Source organism: Parasphingorhabdus sp. JC815 (genome assembly GCF_040717415.1).
Classification (GTDB): Bacteria; Pseudomonadota; Alphaproteobacteria; order Sphingomonadales; family Sphingomonadaceae; genus Parasphingorhabdus.
The window spans coordinates 58,169-76,246 of record NZ_JBFEFM010000006.1 but is presented as its reverse complement, the minus strand read 5'-3'; the positions used below and the strand labels follow the sequence as shown (position 1 = coordinate 76,246).

At 54.1% G+C, this 18,078-nt stretch carries 18 protein-coding genes; 11 read left to right on the top strand and 7 right to left on the bottom strand.

Features of this window, described 5'->3' with window-relative positions; translation table 11 throughout:
- Positions 1-17: 17 nt before the first annotated feature.
- The 5 genes from dapD to AB1K62_RS13090 all read right to left on the bottom strand — a co-directional run bounded on the left by dapD (position 18) and on the right by AB1K62_RS13090 (position 5,103).
- Complete coding sequence (gene dapD / locus AB1K62_RS13110; protein WP_367004177.1) at positions 18-854, bottom strand: 2,3,4,5-tetrahydropyridine-2,6-dicarboxylate N-succinyltransferase; 837 nt, start codon at positions 852-854, stop codon at positions 18-20.
- Positions 851-1,543 carry a pyrimidine 5'-nucleotidase gene (locus tag AB1K62_RS13105; RefSeq protein ID WP_367004175.1) on the bottom strand — a complete coding sequence of 231 codons (693 nt, stop codon included), beginning with the start codon at positions 1,541-1,543 and terminating at the stop codon, positions 851-853. Before AB1K62_RS13105 ends, dapD begins: the two co-directional genes overlap by 4 nt.
- Positions 1,544-1,629: 86 nt before the next feature.
- Entirely contained in the window at positions 1,630-3,573 is a 1,944-nt protein-coding gene (dxs, locus tag AB1K62_RS13100) for a 1-deoxy-D-xylulose-5-phosphate synthase (RefSeq protein ID WP_367004174.1), read from the bottom strand.
- A gap of 71 nt (positions 3,574-3,644) precedes the next feature.
- Positions 3,645-4,103, bottom strand: a complete 459-nt coding sequence (locus AB1K62_RS13095; RefSeq protein ID WP_367004172.1) for a transcriptional repressor — start codon at positions 4,101-4,103, stop codon at positions 3,645-3,647.
- A 592-nt stretch (positions 4,104-4,695) separates the two neighbouring features.
- Positions 4,696-5,103: a MerC domain-containing protein gene (locus AB1K62_RS13090; RefSeq protein ID WP_367004171.1), complete on the bottom strand. Its 408-nt coding sequence runs from the start codon at positions 5,101-5,103 to the stop codon at positions 4,696-4,698.
- A 141-nt stretch (positions 5,104-5,244) separates the two neighbouring features.
- On the opposite strand from AB1K62_RS13090, the gene AB1K62_RS13085 reads away from it, so the two are divergent.
- From AB1K62_RS13085 to AB1K62_RS13050, 8 genes are all read left to right on the top strand, one after another.
- Positions 5,245-6,315 (top strand): COX15/CtaA family protein, encoded by a 1,071-nt coding sequence (locus AB1K62_RS13085; protein WP_367004169.1) that lies wholly within the window; start codon positions 5,245-5,247, stop codon positions 6,313-6,315.
- A 30-nt stretch (positions 6,316-6,345) separates the two neighbouring features.
- On the top strand, positions 6,346-6,684 hold the full coding sequence (cutA, locus tag AB1K62_RS13080) for a divalent-cation tolerance protein CutA (protein ID WP_367004167.1): 339 nt from the start codon (positions 6,346-6,348) through the stop codon (positions 6,682-6,684).
- Positions 6,685-6,841: 157 nt separating this feature from the next.
- Positions 6,842-7,321 carry a 50S ribosomal protein L13 gene (gene rplM, locus AB1K62_RS13075; protein ID WP_367004166.1) on the top strand — a complete coding sequence of 160 codons (480 nt, stop codon included), beginning with the start codon at positions 6,842-6,844 and terminating at the stop codon, positions 7,319-7,321.
- Complete coding sequence (gene rpsI / locus AB1K62_RS13070; RefSeq protein ID WP_367004164.1) at positions 7,321-7,875, top strand: 30S ribosomal protein S9; 555 nt, start codon at positions 7,321-7,323, stop codon at positions 7,873-7,875. The genes rplM and rpsI overlap by 1 nt, the downstream gene beginning before the upstream one ends.
- A gap of 189 nt (positions 7,876-8,064) precedes the next feature.
- On the top strand, positions 8,065-9,813 hold the full coding sequence (locus AB1K62_RS13065) for an amidohydrolase (RefSeq protein WP_367004163.1): 1,749 nt from the start codon (positions 8,065-8,067) through the stop codon (positions 9,811-9,813).
- 119 nt (positions 9,814-9,932) lie between these two features.
- On the top strand, positions 9,933-10,727 hold the full coding sequence (locus AB1K62_RS13060) for a hypothetical protein (protein WP_367004162.1): 795 nt from the start codon (positions 9,933-9,935) through the stop codon (positions 10,725-10,727).
- Positions 10,728-10,734: 7 nt separating this feature from the next.
- Entirely contained in the window at positions 10,735-11,730 is a 996-nt protein-coding gene (locus AB1K62_RS13055; protein ID WP_367004160.1) for an alpha/beta hydrolase, read from the top strand.
- Positions 11,727-12,521, top strand: coding sequence for an NTP transferase domain-containing protein (locus AB1K62_RS13050; protein ID WP_367004158.1), 795 nt, complete (start codon positions 11,727-11,729; stop codon positions 12,519-12,521). The genes AB1K62_RS13055 and AB1K62_RS13050 overlap by 4 nt, the downstream gene beginning before the upstream one ends.
- Here the strand turns inward: AB1K62_RS13050 and AB1K62_RS13045 are convergent.
- On the bottom strand, positions 12,518-13,849 hold the full coding sequence (locus tag AB1K62_RS13045) for an oligosaccharide flippase family protein (RefSeq protein WP_367004156.1): 1,332 nt from the start codon (positions 13,847-13,849) through the stop codon (positions 12,518-12,520). The two genes, AB1K62_RS13050 and AB1K62_RS13045, sit on opposite strands and share 4 nt — an antisense overlap.
- 260 nt (positions 13,850-14,109) lie before the next feature.
- Here AB1K62_RS13045 and AB1K62_RS13040 point away from each other — a divergent pair, with 260 nt between their 5' ends.
- Both AB1K62_RS13040 and AB1K62_RS13035 read left to right on the top strand, forming a co-directional pair.
- Positions 14,110-14,817 (top strand): phosphocholine cytidylyltransferase family protein, encoded by a 708-nt coding sequence (locus AB1K62_RS13040; RefSeq protein ID WP_367004154.1) that lies wholly within the window; start codon positions 14,110-14,112, stop codon positions 14,815-14,817.
- Complete coding sequence (locus tag AB1K62_RS13035) at positions 14,810-15,979, top strand: hypothetical protein (protein ID WP_367004153.1); 1,170 nt, start codon at positions 14,810-14,812, stop codon at positions 15,977-15,979. Before AB1K62_RS13040 ends, AB1K62_RS13035 begins: the two co-directional genes overlap by 8 nt.
- On the opposite strand, the gene AB1K62_RS13030 is transcribed toward AB1K62_RS13035, so the two are convergent.
- Complete coding sequence (locus AB1K62_RS13030) at positions 15,976-17,070, bottom strand: CDP-alcohol phosphatidyltransferase family protein (protein WP_367004151.1); 1,095 nt, start codon at positions 17,068-17,070, stop codon at positions 15,976-15,978. The genes AB1K62_RS13035 and AB1K62_RS13030 overlap by 4 nt on opposite strands.
- Before the next feature lie 223 nt (positions 17,071-17,293).
- Between AB1K62_RS13030 and AB1K62_RS13025 the strand changes: the two genes are divergently transcribed.
- Entirely contained in the window at positions 17,294-18,076 is a 783-nt protein-coding gene (locus AB1K62_RS13025; protein WP_367004149.1) for a succinate dehydrogenase iron-sulfur subunit, read from the top strand.
- Positions 18,077-18,078: the final 2 nt, after the last annotated feature.

Genomic DNA, 18,078 nt, shown 5'->3' with positions numbered 1-18,078 from the left:
AGGGCTTGAGAATAGTTTTAGTCGCGTAGCAGTTCGTTAATCGAGGTTTTGGAACGGGTCTGTGCATCGACAGTTTTCACGATGACGGCGCAATAGAGCGACGGACCGGGCACACCGTCAATATTGGCTTTGGGGGGAGTCGTGCCGGGGACAACCACGGCATAGGGCGGAACTTCACCGATATGGACTTTGCCGGTCACACGGTCGATAATCTTGGTTGAAGCGCCCAGATATACACCCATGGAAAGCACTGCGCCTTCGCCAACACGGACGCCTTCGGCCACTTCGCTGCGCGCGCCGATAAAAGCGCCGTCCTCGATAATCACTGGTCCGGCCTGTAGCGGTTCCAGCACACCGCCAATGCCTGCGCCGCCGGAAATATGGACGTTCTTGCCAATTTGCGCGCAGCTTCCCACTGTCGCCCATGTGTCAATCATCGCGCCTTCATCGACAAAAGCCCCGATATTGACGAAACTGGGCATCAACACAGCGTTGCGGCCAATGTGGGAGCCATGACGGACAACCGCGCCGGGAACAGCACGAAAACCGGCTTCACGGAAACGACCCTCGTCCCAACCGGCAAATTTGCTGGGAACCTTGTCCCAATGGTTTGCGCCGCCGGGGCCTTCGATAATCTGGTTATCGTTCAACCGGAAAGAAAGCAGCACCGCTTTTTTCAGCCATTGGTTGACCACCCATTTATCGCCCTGTTTCTCTGCGACACGGGCGCTGCCATTATCCAGTTTGGTGAGTGCAGCGTTTACCGCAACGCGCTCGGGGCCTTCGGTGCTGACATTCAACGTATCGCGCTTTTCCCAGGCGGCTTCAATCGTGGCAATTAAATCGGCAGTCATAACGGTGCGTTTTCCTTATTATGTTTATCGGGTTCAAAAGTAGAAACCCAGCTTTCCAAATTGGTAATTTCATGGTCAATATAATCCGGTGCATGGTCGCGAGCGCCCCATTGCGAGCCGGTATTAAGCCAGATGGTCGTCATGCCCAAATCTTTTGCCGGACGCAAATTCCGCGCTGAATCTTCGACAAATAAAGCGCGTGCGGGGTCAATAGCGGTTGCATCGATCAGGCTGTGATAGGCTTCTGTTTGGGGCTTGGGGATCATGTCGGTGGCGTTAAGGTCGTGAATCCGGTCAAACAGGCCGTCAAGCCCGCGATGCTCCAATACGCGCTTCGCATAAGGCAGGTCCGCATTGGTAAAAACCAGCTTGTCCCCCGGCAGGGCGGCAATCGCGTTTCGCAGCTCCGGTGCCGGGGAGAGGCGGCTCATGTCAACATCATGGACATAATCCAGAAAATCCTGCGGATCGGTTCCATGATGGTGCATCAACCCGGCAAGGGTGGTGCCATGATCATAAAAATAGCTTTTCTGTATCCGCCGGGCCTCGACCGGATCGCAATTTAGCGCCCGTTCAATATATTCGCCCATTTTAATGTCGATCAGAGCGAATAAATCACATTCCGCCGGATAAAGGACGTTATCAAGATCAAATATCCAGTGATCAATATGGGCAAATTCCGGTAGCATGGGAGAACGCCTAATCACTCCGCCGCATTACGGCAAGCGCTGATCGTAGCTATAATATCATCACGGGAGAATATCCCGCACTCCGGTTATGCCCGCGCGCCCGTATCCCCGACGCTGCTATCCTCAACGCCTGTGCTATTGTGGCGCAACGCCTTTAGGACCGTATCGACAATGCCGTCGGCATCCAGCCCCGCTTCGGCATATTGCGCGTCCGGTTTGTCCTGATCCTGGAACATGTCCGGCAAGCGCATCGTGCGGATTTTCAACCCCGCGTCGGTAAGCCCCTCATCCGACGCCAGCGTCAGCACATGTGCGCCAAGCCCGCCAATAGCCGCTTCTTCAATGGTCACGGCGACCTCATGCGTTGCCAGCAATTTGCGGATCAGTTTCTCGTCCAGCGGTTTGGCAAAGCGCAAGTCCGCGACTGTCGTGCTCAGCCCTTTGGCATCCAGACGATCTGCGGCTTTCATGGCTTCGCCTAGACGCGTGCCGAGCGAGAGAATCGCTACCTTGCTGCCTTCGCGGACAATGCGGCCCTTGCCAATTTCCAGCTTTTCGAGTTTTTCGGGAATGGGCACGCCCGTTCCGCTTCCGCGCGGATAGCGAAAGGCAATCGGCCCGTCATCATATTGTGCAGCGGTATAGGTCATATGCGCCAGCTCCGCTTCATCAGCGGCGGCCATCACGACCATATTGGGCAAGGTCGCAAGATAAGTGACGTCAAAGCTGCCGGCATGGGTGCTGCCATCCGCGCCGACCAGTCCGGCCCGGTCAATCGCAAAACGCACGGGCAGATTCTGGATCGCGACATCATGCACGACCTGATCATAGGCGCGCTGAAGAAAGGTTGAATATATCGCAGCAAAAGGGCGCATTCCCTGTGCAGCGAGGCCAGCGGCAAAGGTCACACCATGTTGTTCGGCAATGCCGACATCAAACGCGCGGTCGGGGTGGGCCTTGGCAAATTTGTCCACGCCGGTACCTGACGGCATGGCGGCGGTAATCGCACAGATGCGCGGATCGCTATCAGCGAGTTTTGCCAGCGTTTCGCCAAAGACGTTCTGATAAGCGGGAGGACCGCCGCCCGGTCCCTTGTCCTGTTTGCCGGATATGACATCGAATTTCGCCACGCCGTGATATTTGTCGGCGGCTTCCTCGGCAAATTTATAGCCTTTGCCTTTTTCGGTCACAACATGGATCAGGCAGGGGCCTTCAGCGGCATCGCGGACATTTTCCAGCACCGGAATCAGGTGATCTAGATTATGGCCGTCAATCGGGCCGACATAATAGAAGCCCAATTCTTCAAATAATGTCCCGCCCATGGTCATGCCGCGTGCATATTCGTCGGTTTTGCGGGCCGCGTCATAAAGCGATTTCGGTAATTTGCGGGCAATGCGCCGGGCCAGTTCCCTAATGCCCAGAAATTCGCGGCTGGATACAATCCGCGCCAGATAGGCCGATAGACCGCCAACCGGCGGTGCGATCGACATGTCATTGTCGTTGAGGATAACAACCAGCCGGTTTCCCGCCGCGGTGGCATTGTTCATGGCTTCATAGGCCATGCCCGCGCTCATCGCGCCGTCACCGATAACGGCGATTCCGCGTCCCGGTGCACCCGACATTTTATTGGCAACCGCAAAACCCAGTGCCGCGCTGATCGAGGTAGAGCTATGCGCCGCGCCAAATGGATCATATTCGCTTTCGCTGCGCTTGGTAAAACCGGACAGCCCGCCCCCCTGACGAAGGGTGCGGATACGGTCGCGGCGGCCGGTGATAATCTTGTGCGGATAGCATTGATGGCCGACATCCCAGATCAGGCGGTCTTCCGGCGTGTTAAACACATAATGGATGGCTGTGGTCAGCTCGACAACGCCGAGTCCCGCGCCCAGATGACCGCCGGTTACCGAAACCGTGTCGATCACTTCGGCACGTAATTCATCGGCAAATTGGCGTAATTGCTCTGCTTTCAACTGGCGCAAATCCGCTGGCAAGGATATTTTATCCAGAAGCGGTGTTTTTGGACCTGCCATAGTGTCTCCTTCTGTCATCCTGATATTAGCGTTATTGCCCTGTTATGTCGAACGTTACCGCGAACACGGTATCAAACGCATTTCTGGCAAATGCCCCGCACTTCGATTACCGGACGGACAGAATTAAAGCCTTGTTCTTTCGCCACGCCGCGCACCTTGGCCGAGAGGGTATCATCATCAATATGGGTCGCCTCTCCGCACGTATCACAGACAAGGAATATACAATCATGCTCACAGCCCGGATGGCTGTTCGCAAGATAGGCATTAGCGGTTTCCACTCGCATGGCAAGATTGGTGGCCACAAATAGGTCAAGAATCCGATAAACACTGTTCGGCGCCACCCGCTTGCCCCGCGTTGCGGAAACAAGTTCGGCTATGTCATAGGCCGACGCTGGCCGGGAAAATCCTGAAAGCGCGTCAAATATAGCGGCGCGCGTATCTGTCCACTTCTCGCCCGCTTCCTCAAGAAAATGACGCGCGGCATCGGCGAGAGATTCGCCGTGATGCTCATGATGATCATGTTGTCCCATGAATGTAATTTAGGGATGATCGGGAAGGAGGGCAAGTTTATTGGACCTCAGGCGCCGGGGAGTGTTTTTTATTTAACCTCAAGCGCCGGGCGCGGGCATCCGCCCGCTTGGCTTTCCTCGCATAAGCTCGGGCGCGCGGTCGCGCTTGCCTCCGCTTCGCGTCGGTTCAGCGCTCCCTCGAAATGGCGCACCTGAGCGCAACCTAGATGGGAATCACCTCTCCGAGCGTAGCGAGGCAAGGCCGACCGGCCGCCGCGCCTTATGGCGCGTAGCCAAGCGGGCGGATGCGCCCGCCCGGCGCTTGAGGTCTAATAAAAACTCCCCTCAACTCTAGACACACACCCAAAGTCCGTCACCAATCCGAGCGCAGCGAGGCAAGGCCGACCGGCCGCCGCGCCTTATGGCGCGTAGCCAAGCGGGCGGATGCCCGCGCCCGGCGCTTGAGGTCTAAAAAAGAATCTCCGCAACACTAGACACACACCCACAGTCCGCCACTCACCGACGCGAAGCGGAGGCAAGGCCGACCGGCCGCCGCGCCTTATGGCGCGTAGCCAAGGGCGCGGATGCGCCCGCCCGGCGCTTGAGGTAAAACTTAACGCCCGGCGCGGTAATTCAGATTATGTCCTATCGCCAATATCCCGACACCGGCCATCGTGAGAAATATCTCTGTGCTGCCATGGTTTTCCTGATGTCCGATCGTAATCGCAGCGGCCATGATGGCTAGGCCCAGTCCGCCGATGATCGCGGGTACAAGAAAGCCATGGTCCATTATACCGCGCCCCAGCGCAATCAGCCCGAGTATGATTGCGATACAAATGCCTATTTCATGGATAATCGGGTCCAGAAGAACGCCCGCCGCAGATGAAATCAGCGCCACCAGAATGAGCGTCGAAACACAATGGACCAGACACAGGCCGGAAATGAGCACTGCGATACGGTCCCACAGACCGTCTTTGGCCAAAAGGTCGCCTTTGTTCCAAAGTTTCGGCGTTGGGGGCACTATATATTCTTCCGTTATTTTGATTTGCTGACCGCGTTATAATCCCCATCATGTTAAGATACAACATATCATTTTGGATATTACCGGATTTTACCGCTATTTCTCTTGTCAGGCCCGGTTTTAGTCATCACATTGCCGCCCATGAACAAGCTAGCCCGAACCATTTTGCCCATTGACAGCGCCTCTACGCAGCGCCCTATTGCCATTGTAAATTGGCTGTTATCCGTAGCTTTTCTGGTATTTATCATGGTGATTGTCGGCGGCATAACGCGGCTGACCGAATCAGGTCTTTCAATTACCGAGTGGAAGCCGATCATGGGCGCGATCCCGCCGCTTAATGAAGCGGATTGGCTGTCCGAATTTGAAAAATACAAGCAGATACCCGAATATATCGAAATTACCGGCCCGGCGGGCATGACGCTGGCGGATTTCAAATTCATCTATTTCTGGGAATGGATCCACCGTTTGCTGGGCCGTGTGATCGGCCTCGCCTTTGCGGTGCCCTTTGTTTATTTTGCCGTCAAACGCGCCATTCCAAAGGGATTTGGCTGGCGTTTGACCGGATTACTGGCTTTGGGCGGTTTGCAAGGGGTGATCGGCTGGTGGATGGTGACGTCCGGCCTTGCCCAGCAAACCGATGTCAGCCATTTCCGCTTGGCGGTCCATTTGCTGTTGGCGCTGTTCATACTGGCTTGCCTTGTCTGGACCGCGCTTGATATTCAAAACAGCTCTGGCGGCGTAGCCAAGCCTGCACGGATGACCGGCTTTGGCTTTATTGTCACTATAGTGTTGTTTTTACAGCTTTTGTTCGGCGCTTATGTTGCCGGACTGAATGCCGGATATGTATCAAGCACATGGCCGCTGATGAATGGCCATTTGGTGCCAGAGGGTGTAGATTATAGTTATGGCCTGTGGACGGCGATCAACTATGATCCTTTTCTGATCCATTTCATCCATCGCTGGTGGGCGTGGGTTGTGGTCGGCTTTCTGGTCGTGTTGGCCCGAAGAATCCGCCAGCAATCGCGCATGGCATCGGTGGCGATCCATATTGCTTTTGGCACCCAGATATTGCTTGGCATCGCAACTGTAATGACAGGGATGAACATCGTTCTGGCTGTCCTGCATCAAGGGGTCGGCGCGCTGGTGGTTGCGGCGACGGCATGGGGCGTGCACGAACTGGGCCAGCTAAACCGCCGCAACATAAGGTCATGACGGGCCAAAGACCATGACGGGCCAAATATCATGACGGGCGCCCCCACTCTGATCTATACCACATTCGAGTCCGACGAAGAGGCGAAGCGGACCGCCAGAATATTGATTGACGAAAGGCTGGTGGCCTGTGCCAATCATCTGGCACCTGCAACTTCGCAATATATCTGGGAAGGCACATTTTGCGAGGATCGGGAATATCCGGTCCTGTTAAAAACCACCGAAACACGGGCGCAAGCGACGATGGCGCGACTGCGCTCTCTGCACAGCTATGACACGCCCGCAATCCTTTGCTGGACCACCGATTATAGCGATAGGGATTATGCCAAATGGCTGTCCGGGCAAATCACGAAACCACGCCATCAAAAGTGATGGGGTATCATTATACCCGTCAGCAAAGCCGCGCTTTTGCTTGACTTGGCGTGAAAACATAGTCAATAGCGCCTCACCTGGCTGGACATAAGTCCGGCTTTTATCACATTGATTCGTTCCCTCTCCATAGTGGAGAGCTCCAAAGGGAGTTAAGCCCATGAAGGCTATCACCAAACAGACCCAGTCGATCAAACCGGCTGATGTCGAAAAGAAATGGCATATCATTGATGCCGAAAATCTGGTCGTCGGTCGTGTTGCCACGATCATTGCCAGCATTTTACGCGGCAAGCACAAGCCAAGTTTTACCCCGCATGTCGATTGCGGTGACCATGTCATCGTCATCAATGCCGACAAGGTAAAGTTCACCGGCAACAAGCTGAAACAGAAAATCTATTACAAGCACACCGGCTATCCCGGCGGCTTGAAAGAACGCACAGCGGAAAAAGTGCTCGATGGCCAGTTCCCTGAGCGTGTATTGGAAAAAGCGGTTGAACGCATGATTCCAAAAGGTCCGCTCGGCTTTGCACAGATGCGCGCCCTGCACCTTTTTAACGGAACCGAGCATCCTTATGCCGGTCAAAATCCACAGCCGCTCGATGTGGCTTCCATGAACCGCAAAAACAAGGTGAGCGTATAATGGCGACTGATAATAAAGAAGGCGTAAAGACCGATCTCGCTGATCTTAAAGACATTGCCGGTGATGCTGTTGTAGCCGCGCCTGCCCCTGCAAGCGAAGGCGCAGCGACCGAAACCGCAGAACCGCCTGTCTCAACCACGCCGCTGCGTGAGCAGGAGCTGGACCAATATGGCCGTGCCTATGCAACGGGCCGTCGTAAAGATGCGGTTGCCCGTGTCTGGGTAAAACCCGGCAAAGGCAAGATCACAGTCAATGGCCGCGATCAGGCAGTATATTTTGCTCGTCCGACTCTGCGCCTCGTCATCAACCAGGTTTTTGCGATCACCGATCGTGAAGGGCAATATGATGTGGACGTTACGGTCAAAGGCGGCGGTCTGTCGGGACAGGCTGGCGCTGTAAAGCACGGTATTTCACAGGCTTTGACCAAATATGAACCAGCCTTGCGTTCAACGGTCAAATCAGCCGGCTTCCTGACCCGCGATAGCCGTAAGGTTGAGCGTAAGAAATATGGCCGGGCCAAAGCGCGTAAGAGCTTCCAGTTCTCCAAGCGCTAAACGAGCCATTATCGAAATTACAAAAGGCGGCCATCACAGGTCGCCTTTTTTATTGGCTACCGGGCATGCCCCTGTGAGTGATTCCGTATTTACGACATCTATGCTTGCAACCCTGTGATATAGAATTAAAAACAGAGCCATATGACGGAAAAATATGTTCCGGCCAAAGAATAGAATCAGGTGATAGAAATGAAAATCAGCGCAATAATTCCCAGTATACAGTCCTGTGGCCGCCGGACATTCCTGTTTCTGACCGGCTTGCTGATGACCTTTTGCGCCCTTTGTGCTCCGGCTTCGGCCCAGGATGGGGCGTCACTTTACTCCGGCGGGACAATCATCACGATGGAAGGTGATACCCCGCAAATGGCGGAGGCTGTTCTGGTTCGCAATGGACAGATTATCGCCGTCGGTGATGAAAAAACCTTGAAGGCAAGGGCTGCAAACATGGCACCGGCTGCTTCTGTCAGGCAGGTTGACCTGAAAGGCCGCACGATGCTGCCGGGATTTATTGATGCGCACGGGCATTTGTCGTTTTACGGGCTGGCCGCCAGTTGGGCAAAATTATCACCGCCGCCACTGGGCACGGTTGATTCTATTGCCGCGTTACAGGTGGCGCTCAAAGCCTATATCGAGGAAAATGATCTACCTGAGGGACAGCCGGTCATCGGTTTTGGCTATGATGATTCGCAACTAGCTGAAAAACGTCATCCCACCCGGTCCGATCTTGATGTGGTCAGCGGTGGTCGTCCGATGTTGATTACCCATACCAGTGGCCATCTTGCGGTGATGAACAGCGCGATGTTGAAGCTGGCCAGGATTACCGCAGATACCAAAAATCCAGAGGGCGGAATTATTCGCCGCGAAGCTGACGGGAAAACTCCCAATGGCGTGTTGGAAGAAAACGCCCTCTTTAACATCACGGCCATGCTGGCTCCCAAGGGCGGCGAGGCGGCACTTCGCCCGATTGAGCGCGGCGCGCAGGGCTATATAGAATTTGGTGTTACCACGGTTCAGGACGGCCGCGTCGAACCCAGTGCGTGGCCGAACCTTGTGATGGCGGCTGATCAGAGGAAATTGCCGGTTGATACAGTGGTCCTGCTTGGCGGGGAGAGGAAATGGTCGGACGAGGTCCGGCAGCAGATAGGCGGCGATTATAAAAACCGCCTGCGTATCGCCGGGATCAAATTGTCACTTGATGGCAGTCCGCAGGGGCGCACGGCATGGCTTAAAGATCCGGTTCCCGTTCCGCCAAAAGGTGCCGAAGCAGGGTATCACGGCTATCCGTCGTTCACACAAGACGAGCTTTATCCGATCCTTAAAGAAGCGGCTGAAAATGATTGGCAGGTTTTTGCCCATGTCAACGGCGATGCTGCGGCCCAGCAATTGATTGACGGGGTGCGGGCCAACGGACTGGCCGGAAAACGCACGATCGCCATTCACAATCAGGTGACAACGCTTGAACAGCTCCGCGAGATGAAAGAGCTGGATATTCAGCCCAGTTTCTTTGTCAGCCACACCTATTTCTGGGGCGATTGGCACCGCGATGTTGCATTGGGGCCAAAACGCGCTGACTTTATCTCTCCGCTCGCCTCTGCGCTGGCGGTTGGTTTGCGGCCGACAATCCACAATGATACGCCCGTCACGCCGCCCGATATGATGCGGCTTGTCTGGTCGGCGGTGAACCGTCGCACCCAGTCGGGCGATATTTTGGGACCGCTGGAGCGGGTATCTGCTTATGATGCGCTGAAAATGGTGACGATCAATGCTGCGTGGCAAATTCATGAGGATGATGACAAGGGCAGCATCGCCCCCGGCAAGCGGGCCGATTTCGTAATGCTCGACGCTAATCCGCTCTCCGTGGACCCGGCGAAAATCGCTGACATAAAAGTGCTGGCGACGGTGAAAGACGGAAAGACGATTTACGGGTCGCTCGACTGACAGGGAGCAGCTTGCCCAACGGGATCTGGGCAATGGGATATATCCAACAGAATAGCCTCTTTCCTACAAAGTGCCAAATAGGTTAAATAAGCATTTTACCTTTTACCAAGGAGAATCTTATGACCGCATTACAGCCCATTTTCCCGTCATCCGATTTCACAGAAATACCGCTCAAAAGTGATCTGGCACAGCCACAAGAGCGCCATGATGGCTGGTCGCCCGACCGGCAAGTGGTGTTTCTTGAGGCCTTGGCGCGAACCGGCAATGTAAAGGCATCGGCACTTTATGCCGGATTGTCGCGGGAAAGCGCCTATAAATTGCGCCGCCGCCCCGATGCCCGTGCCTTTGCGCGGGCGTGGGATGCGGCGCTTATCCATGCCCGTGACGTGTTTCAGGATGAACTGCTCGAACGCGGGCTGAACGGCTGGGACGAAGCCGTCTGGCATCAAGGCGAAGAAGTCGGCATGCGCGAGAGATGGAGCGCACCGCTGTTCCTTGCTGCGCTGGGGCGGCTGGATCGGATGGCGGACGGGCTGGATATGGCCGGTAATCCCGCACGCGCGGCGGCGGAGAATTTTGACGAACTGATGCGCGGTATAGCGCAAGGCGATGATTGCGGGGATCTGGTCGAAAAAATCGACGCGACTGCGGAATCATTTGAGGATGATGATCAAGACGATTTGTCCGGGCGATCCGATGCGGAGTTGATGGCGGTGCTTGAACGGCAGGTGGAAATGAAGCAAATTTACGCCATGGCGCCAGAGGATATTGATGTCTCGGATCTGGATGTGACGCAAAGTGAAAGCTGGAGCGATCTGGACTGGGAACGCGCCGACCGGAGCGGATTGCTAAAGAGCAGCGGGATGCTGGATAGCCCAGCGCAAGACGAGATCGAGCGGAGCGAAAAGGAGTGAGAATTATGTGAACTTTGGATGGCTAGCCGCAGTAAAACTGCGTGAAGAAACATCCATAGCATTGCCGCCATTGCCAGTAGTTCATCGGCTGGCTAAGGCATGGGTGATGAAATGGCTTATCACTTTCGCGATTGTGGCGGTTGCTGCGGCTGGTTTTGCTTATTGGTTCCTCTCGCAATCGGGGCCGCGCCAGCTTGATAGGCTCAACAATCTCTGGCCCGGCGAGCGCGATGCCAGGCTATTGATAAAAAACGAAGTTTATGATGATGAGCTTGGGCTTGCGCTCGATATATGGACTCCAAAGGATGCACCGGGCAAAGCATCAGACAGGCCGCTTCCGGTGGTTATATTTCTTTATGGTGGTGGCTGGAACAGCGGGTCAAAGGATGATTACGGTTTTGCGGGCCGGGCGCTGGCCAATCGCGGATATATGACGGTGCTGGCCGATTACAGGCTCTATCCCACGGTCAAATTTCCGGACTTTCTGGAAGATAGTGCCAAAGCGGTGGTCTGGGTGCATGATAATATTGCCGCGCTTGGCGGTGATCCGGGCCGGATATTCCTGTCGGGGCAATCGGCAGGCGCCTATAATGCGGTGATGCTGGCGCTGGACCGGCAGTGGCTGGGGCGGCTGGGCCAGACACCTGATATGATTAAAGGGGTGGCGGCGCTGGCCGGACCGTATGATTTCTATCCGTTCGAAAGGGAAAGCAGCAAGAATAGCTTTGGTTCATGGCATAGGCCTGAAATGACCCAGCCGGTTAATTTTGCCCGCGCGGATGCTCCGCCGCTCTGGCTCTCTACCGGCGGTAATGACACGCTGGTGAAGCCAAGAAACAGCCGGATCTTGCATGATAAAATAATCGCAGCGGGCGGTGAAGCACAATATGTCGAATATCCCGATATGGACCATCTGGAAATCATCATGGCTGTTGCCAAACCGTTTCGACGCAAAGGCCCGGTGCTTGATGACATGATCGCGTTTTTTGAAAGCCGGAAATGAAAATACCTCTAAGATCAACCTGCGCAATCATATTGGCCGGCAGCCGTCCGGCAGGTGATCCGATGGCGCAGGCACGCGGCATTGCAGCCAAGGCATTGATCCCGGTGGCGGGAAAGGCGATGCTGGCCCATGTTGCAGAGGTTTTGCTCGCTCATGATGCGATTGACAGGCTTTATCTGATGGCGCAGGATTTTGGACCCTTCTGGCAGGACAAGGATGTCGCTGCGCTACAAACAGACGGGCGGGTTCATGCACAAACAAGCAATGCCACGATTGCCGCGTCGCTGGACGGGGTGCTGGACGATGTAGCTTATCCGGCGCTGATAACCACGGCGGATAATGTGTTGTTGAACGCGCAGATGATTGACGATTTCCTTAGCGCGGCCAGATCGGCGGATATTGCGATTGCGGTGGTGGAGAAACGGACATTGCTGCGCCGCTACCCCGCGTCACGGCGGACATGGATAAAATTGCGCGGGGGGCAGTATAGCGGAGCCAATTTGTTCTGTTTCGGTAGCCCCGAAGCGCGCCGGCTATTGGAATATTGGGCAGAGGTGGAGCAGGACCGCAAAAAGGGTTGGAAATTATTGACAATTTTCGGGCCCTGGTTGTTGTTTTTGGCTGTTACCAGAATGATTACGATTGACCAGCTTGCCAGCCGGGTGGGCAAGAAACTGGGGCTGACTGTAAAGATCGTGTCCATGCGTCAGCCAGAAGCGTGCATTGATGTTGACAAGGACAGTGATCTGCAACTGGCCGAGCAGATTATCGCTGAGCGGGCGGGGGACTAGATTTTGGTCAGGCTGCGCCGCGCCGCGCCGCCAAACAGGATGAGGCGGATAACCGCGGTAATGACCATCGCGCTCGCCGCGCCGACAGCGCCATAAAAATGAAGCCCTGTAAGGAGTATGATGATGAACAACGTAGCAATAGTGGCCTGAAGCTTTAAGGCAGTGCGCGCGCTGTTGCCGGACAATAATGTGGGTTCATATATGGCCCCGGCAAGGTCAATCGACGCGGCGCTCGCGAGCAGGATCAAAAGCGGGTAAGCGGGCAGAAACGCCTCTCCCGATATATATAATATCGCGGGTTTGCCGAGCAGGATGACGATGAGGATGACCGTGCCACCTGTCATGAACAACATCCGGGTGGCTTTGCGGAACAGGGTTTTTATGGCCTCTGCGCCTTGCTGCGTGCGGATAAAATTGACCTCGGCAAATATTGTCCGGGAAAGGAGGACAGACATTTTCGTCATGGCAACGCTGATCTGGCTAGCCAGCCGGTAAAGCCCCGCGGCGGTAGGACCGACAAAATAGCCGACGATCAAAAGCGCCATATTCTGCGACAGTCCGGCAAAGGTCGATCCCAAATTGGTGATAAGCAGAAATTCACCAATGCGCTGATTCTCCCGCAAGGCTTGTCGTGCGCCAAACAGGTTGCGGGGCGCCATTGCCCCCCGGCTCTGCCACGCGGAAAGCAGCCAATAGGCAATGGTACAGGCGGCCTCTGACAAGGCCCAGACGATAAGAAAGTTGATCAGGCTGGGCCCGGTAAGCCAAACAATCACCGTTCCGATCAGGCGAACCATCGGAATAATCGCTTCGGCAAAGGCCGACAGATCAAAACGGTCCAAGACACGCAAGATACCCACAGGGGTCGATTTGAAGAAAAGGAGGACAACAAGAGCAAAGACCAGAGCGCTATCGGCAAGCTCCTGATCCCAGCCAAAATAAGGGGCAAGTGCGCGAATGCCGACCACCGCAAGGGCGCAGCCCACCAGCGCCCCGGCAAGGTCGAGCAAAGTGCACAGGCCAATCAACCGGCCAAATTTTTGCCGGTTATCCGTGCCGTCAACATAGCTCGCACCATAGCGCACGACGACTTGCCATGTCTGGAACGTAACGATAGCCAGAATAGCCTGAGCCGCTCCGGTAATCAGCGCAAATTGGCCAAAGCCGGTTACGCCAAGGGTTCTGGTCAGGATTGCCAGATAGAACAGGCTCAACAAGCCGCCAAAGCCCTTGCCGCCCAGCAACCAGCCGGTATTGGCAATGATGCGCCTTATTCCGGTTTTCTTGCCGCTGGCTTTTGCTGATTCGATGAGGGCCTCCTCAGCCACGCGGTACTATTTCGATGGCCGGTGTCACTGGCGGTTAAACTATTGAGCTTTTACGAGCATCGTTCTAGGTTTCTTACGCAGCATTTCTATCCCGAGAAAGACAAATTGCCAATATGATCGATAAACTATTATCATTGCCCGAATATGCTTTCTCGATGTTTCGCTATTCCCCCCGCTTTGCGGCGGAAATGGTGCAGGTCTAGTCCGTTTTCTAGCCAATATGGCACTTCATATTCGATCTTATTTTGCAGGCAGGTAACATGACAGAGCGGGCCATCATATTAAACGCCGGTAAAGGCTCTCGTCTTTTGCCGCTCACATCAGAGCGCCCCAAATGCCTGATCGAATTTCGGGGCAAGGCAATATTGGACCATCAGATTGAGGCATTGCTGCCGCTGGACCTTGACGAAATCATCATTGTCACAGGCTATCGGGGAGAGATGATAACCGATCATATTGCCAATAATGTCTCGCGCTATGGTGAGAAGATCCGCACGATTGCCAACCCGGACTGGGCGGAAAGCAGCTCGATTGCCAGTGTGATGGCAGCGCGCGACTATCTGAGCAGCAACTATATGGTTATGAACGGCGATACGGTATATGATGCCGCAATACTGAAAAAGGCCGCTGGGATGGCAAAGCCGGGAACCAGCCTGCTGGTCGAGCCGCTAGCGGAAAATACCGAAGACGACATGCTGGTCAAAGTCCAAGATGGCAGGGTCATGGCTGCTGCCAAAACATTGTCCCGCGAAGCAGCCACTCACCGATCATTGGGTGTGATATTCGGTCGCAGCGATGGCGGTGCCTATCGCCGGATGCTTGACGAGGTCATGGCGTGCAGCAACGGCCATTTGCAATATCATCACGAGATTATAAATCGCCTGGCCGGCTTGCAAAAGGTCCACGCGATCGAAAGCCATAGCGGAACGTGGCAGGAAATAGATCGGCCAGAAGACCTTGTTGAATAAGAAACCAGCTGAAGAGCACCGTTCCCGTGAGCAGGGAGATATCGCTTTTCTGTGGCTCGGCGAGACATTGCTGATTCCGCATATGTGGCCGATAATCGAAGCGCTGGCAGAGGCGCGCCGCGATATACAGATTGATATTTGGACGAGCACATCTGCGCATGAGGCGCTGCTGAAAAGCTGGAATGTCGAGCGCTATTCCAATATCCGTCTGCGGCGCTCACGCTTGTTTCGGGATGTGCCCTCAGCGGGCTTGGGGCAAAATATCGAATCACCGGCCAAGTTACCGATGCTGCTTTCGCTACTTCCTTATATAGCCGGTTATAAGGCTGTTGTTGTGGCAGAGCAGACCAGCCTGTGGCTGCCGAAACTATTGGGTCGGTTTACACGCTTGATCCCACCATTTATTTTTACGATTCATGGCATTGGACCGATAGCTCATGGCCGCTGGAAGAGATTATTAAGTGCAAGCAAGGCGTTGGTTTGCAATGAAATATTATGTCAGGAGCTGCGTGATCTGGGCATGGCAGAAGACCGGGTCGAAATTACCGGCTATGCAAAATCCGCTTTTCGTCAGGTCACGGTGAACCGAAACCTGTTTTGCGAGAACCGGCCGATAATATTATACAGTCCGCATTGGCAACCGGCACGATCATCCTGGCCGCAATGGGGACGGGAGGTGCTAAAGCAGCTTGTTACAGATGGCCGCTGGAATATTATTTTTGCGCCGCACCAGCGGATTGTTGAAACCGATGATCAGCTTGTAAGTTTTCTCCGTAACTTTGGAAAGCATGACAATCTGCATGTCGATCTGGACAGTTTCGCGATGGTCGACGGCAGCTATACACGCATGGCTGATGTGTATCTTGGTGACAGTTCAAGCCAGGTCGTCGAGTTCCTGATCAGCTCGCGTCCGGTCGTATTGTTGCAGCCGCCGGCCATGACGCATCTTTACGCACAAAAAGCGGGCTATAATGTCTTAGGTGAGACGGTCACTGATGCCAGCAGGATTTTGGATGCGATTGCCGAAGCACCAGAAAAATTCGCCGCGTATAAAGAAGCTCAAAAGGCATTTGCAGACTCTGCGCTCGGGCAAACCGGGCCGGATGCCGCGTACCGTGCAGCAGAAATCGTTGCGGGGTTCGCAGACAGGTCTGGCGTTTAACCCGCTCCCAGAAACCAGCTTTCGATCCTTTTGCCCCGCGCTTGTAGCGCCATAGCTTGAAAGAGCCGGATAATATGGATCAGGCATGACAGTCCGGTCCAGATGGCAACGGCTATCAGGCCAAGATCAGGCCGCATGAAAAGCAGGCTCGCTACCAGCAAGACCATATTGGGGTTGCGCCGTGCCGTTATCAGGCGAAAATCGCTGTCAAATTTCTGCCAGACATGGATATGAATACCGTAGCGGCGGATAAATTCCCCTTCGACCAGTCTTTGGAGAACATAGCCGCCCCAGACTATACCGAGAACCCACCACCATGTTTGGCTGTTATAAGCCTGTCCCCAAAAGCTTAAGCCGACTGCCCAGGCCCAATACCAAAAGGGCGGATGGACGAGATCAATGCCATGGTCAAAAATATTGCCCCACCAAGAAGATGTAATCGTGCAACGCGCCAGCTTCCCATCGACTGTATCCAAAACCATGAATATGAAACCGATCGCGCAACCGGCCCAGTAATGACCGTAATAGAATAATATCGTCGCTGTGACACAGCCGACTGCGCCAATGGATGTTACCATATTAGGTGTCAGCCCGATCTTTGCGGCAATCCGGGTCAGGATCAACGCCAGCTCCGGCCAGAGATATTTGGTTAGAATATCGGTGACACCTTTATAAGCGCCAAAATAGCTCGCACGCTCGACCGTTTTTACCGTTCTGGAATCAAGGAGACTGACGAAGGGGGTGTCCAGTTTACGCAGTTCATGATTATGAATTTGCGGACCGTCGCGATATTCCATCGCCGTCATCTCAACGGGGATATCTAGATTACCAAGAGTTGCGAGTTCCGTTTCGGTTCGAGCATGTGCCAGTACAGGAGTGCCGTCTATGGTCAGAACAACGCCAGGATGTTCACTAATATAACGCATCCATTGCGGATCGAAAGCATAGGCGATGTTGACCCATATTATGCATGGCTTTGTTACATTCAGCTTGGCTGCTAGTCTCTCTGTGCGGACCGCGTTGCTCATGCCCCAGATCAGGGTGTCATTTACCCCGTGAAGGGATAGCGTGATGCCGTTGTCGGTCAGCATATCTCGTATTCCTGTCGATTGTTTTCGATTTGTGCTGCGGCTTTAGCCGAATCTACTGCTTATTCCAGTGCTGCTGTATCGATTCATCTGTTTTACAATGACAATCGTGGGAACAGACTGATAATTCTGCCATTGAATTCGGGAGGAAAGCAAATTATGCAAGGCGTCTGTCCACAATAGGAAATGCGAAATAACCATTTCGCCAATAGCAAGAGAAAACCCAATGGCAACATTCACCCTCCCGAAAAATAGTAAAATCCGCAAGACTGGCGAAGTCCATGAAGCATTGGGCGGTGGAAAAGCGCGCGCATTCAAAGTCTATCGTTATGACCCGGATACGGGTGAAAATCCGCGTTATGATACCTTCAAAATTGATACGGATGATTGCGGTCCAATGGTGCTGGATGCGTTGATCAAAATGAAAAGCGATCAGGATCCGACTTTGACTTTCCGCCGGTCGTGCCGCGAAGGGATTTGTGGATCCTGTGCCATGAATATTGACGGTAAAAACGGGCTGGCCTGCACCACTGCGATTGAAGATTGCAGCAAAGTAATAAAAATTACGCCATTGCCGCACATGGAAGTTATCAAGGATCTCGTGCCTGATTTCTCACATTTTTATGCACAATATGCCTCTATTCAACCATGGCTAAAAACGGTGACGCCAACTCCGTCCGGTAAAGAACGCCTGCAATCACCGGAAGACCGTTCAAAGCTTGATGGCCTGTATGAGTGCATATTATGCGCTTGCTGCCAAACCAGTTGCCCTAGCTACTGGTGGAATTCGGATAAGTTCCTTGGTCCAGCCATTTTGCTTCAGGCTTATCGCTGGCTTGCCGATAGCCGCGATGAAATGACCGGAGAACGGCTCGATGAACTGGAAGATCCGTTTCGTCTGTATCGCTGTCATACGATCATGAATTGCTCAAATGCTTGTCCTAAAGGTCTTTCGCCAGCTAAAGCTATTGCAGAGATTAAGAAAATGGCTGCGTCGCGAGAGGTTTGATA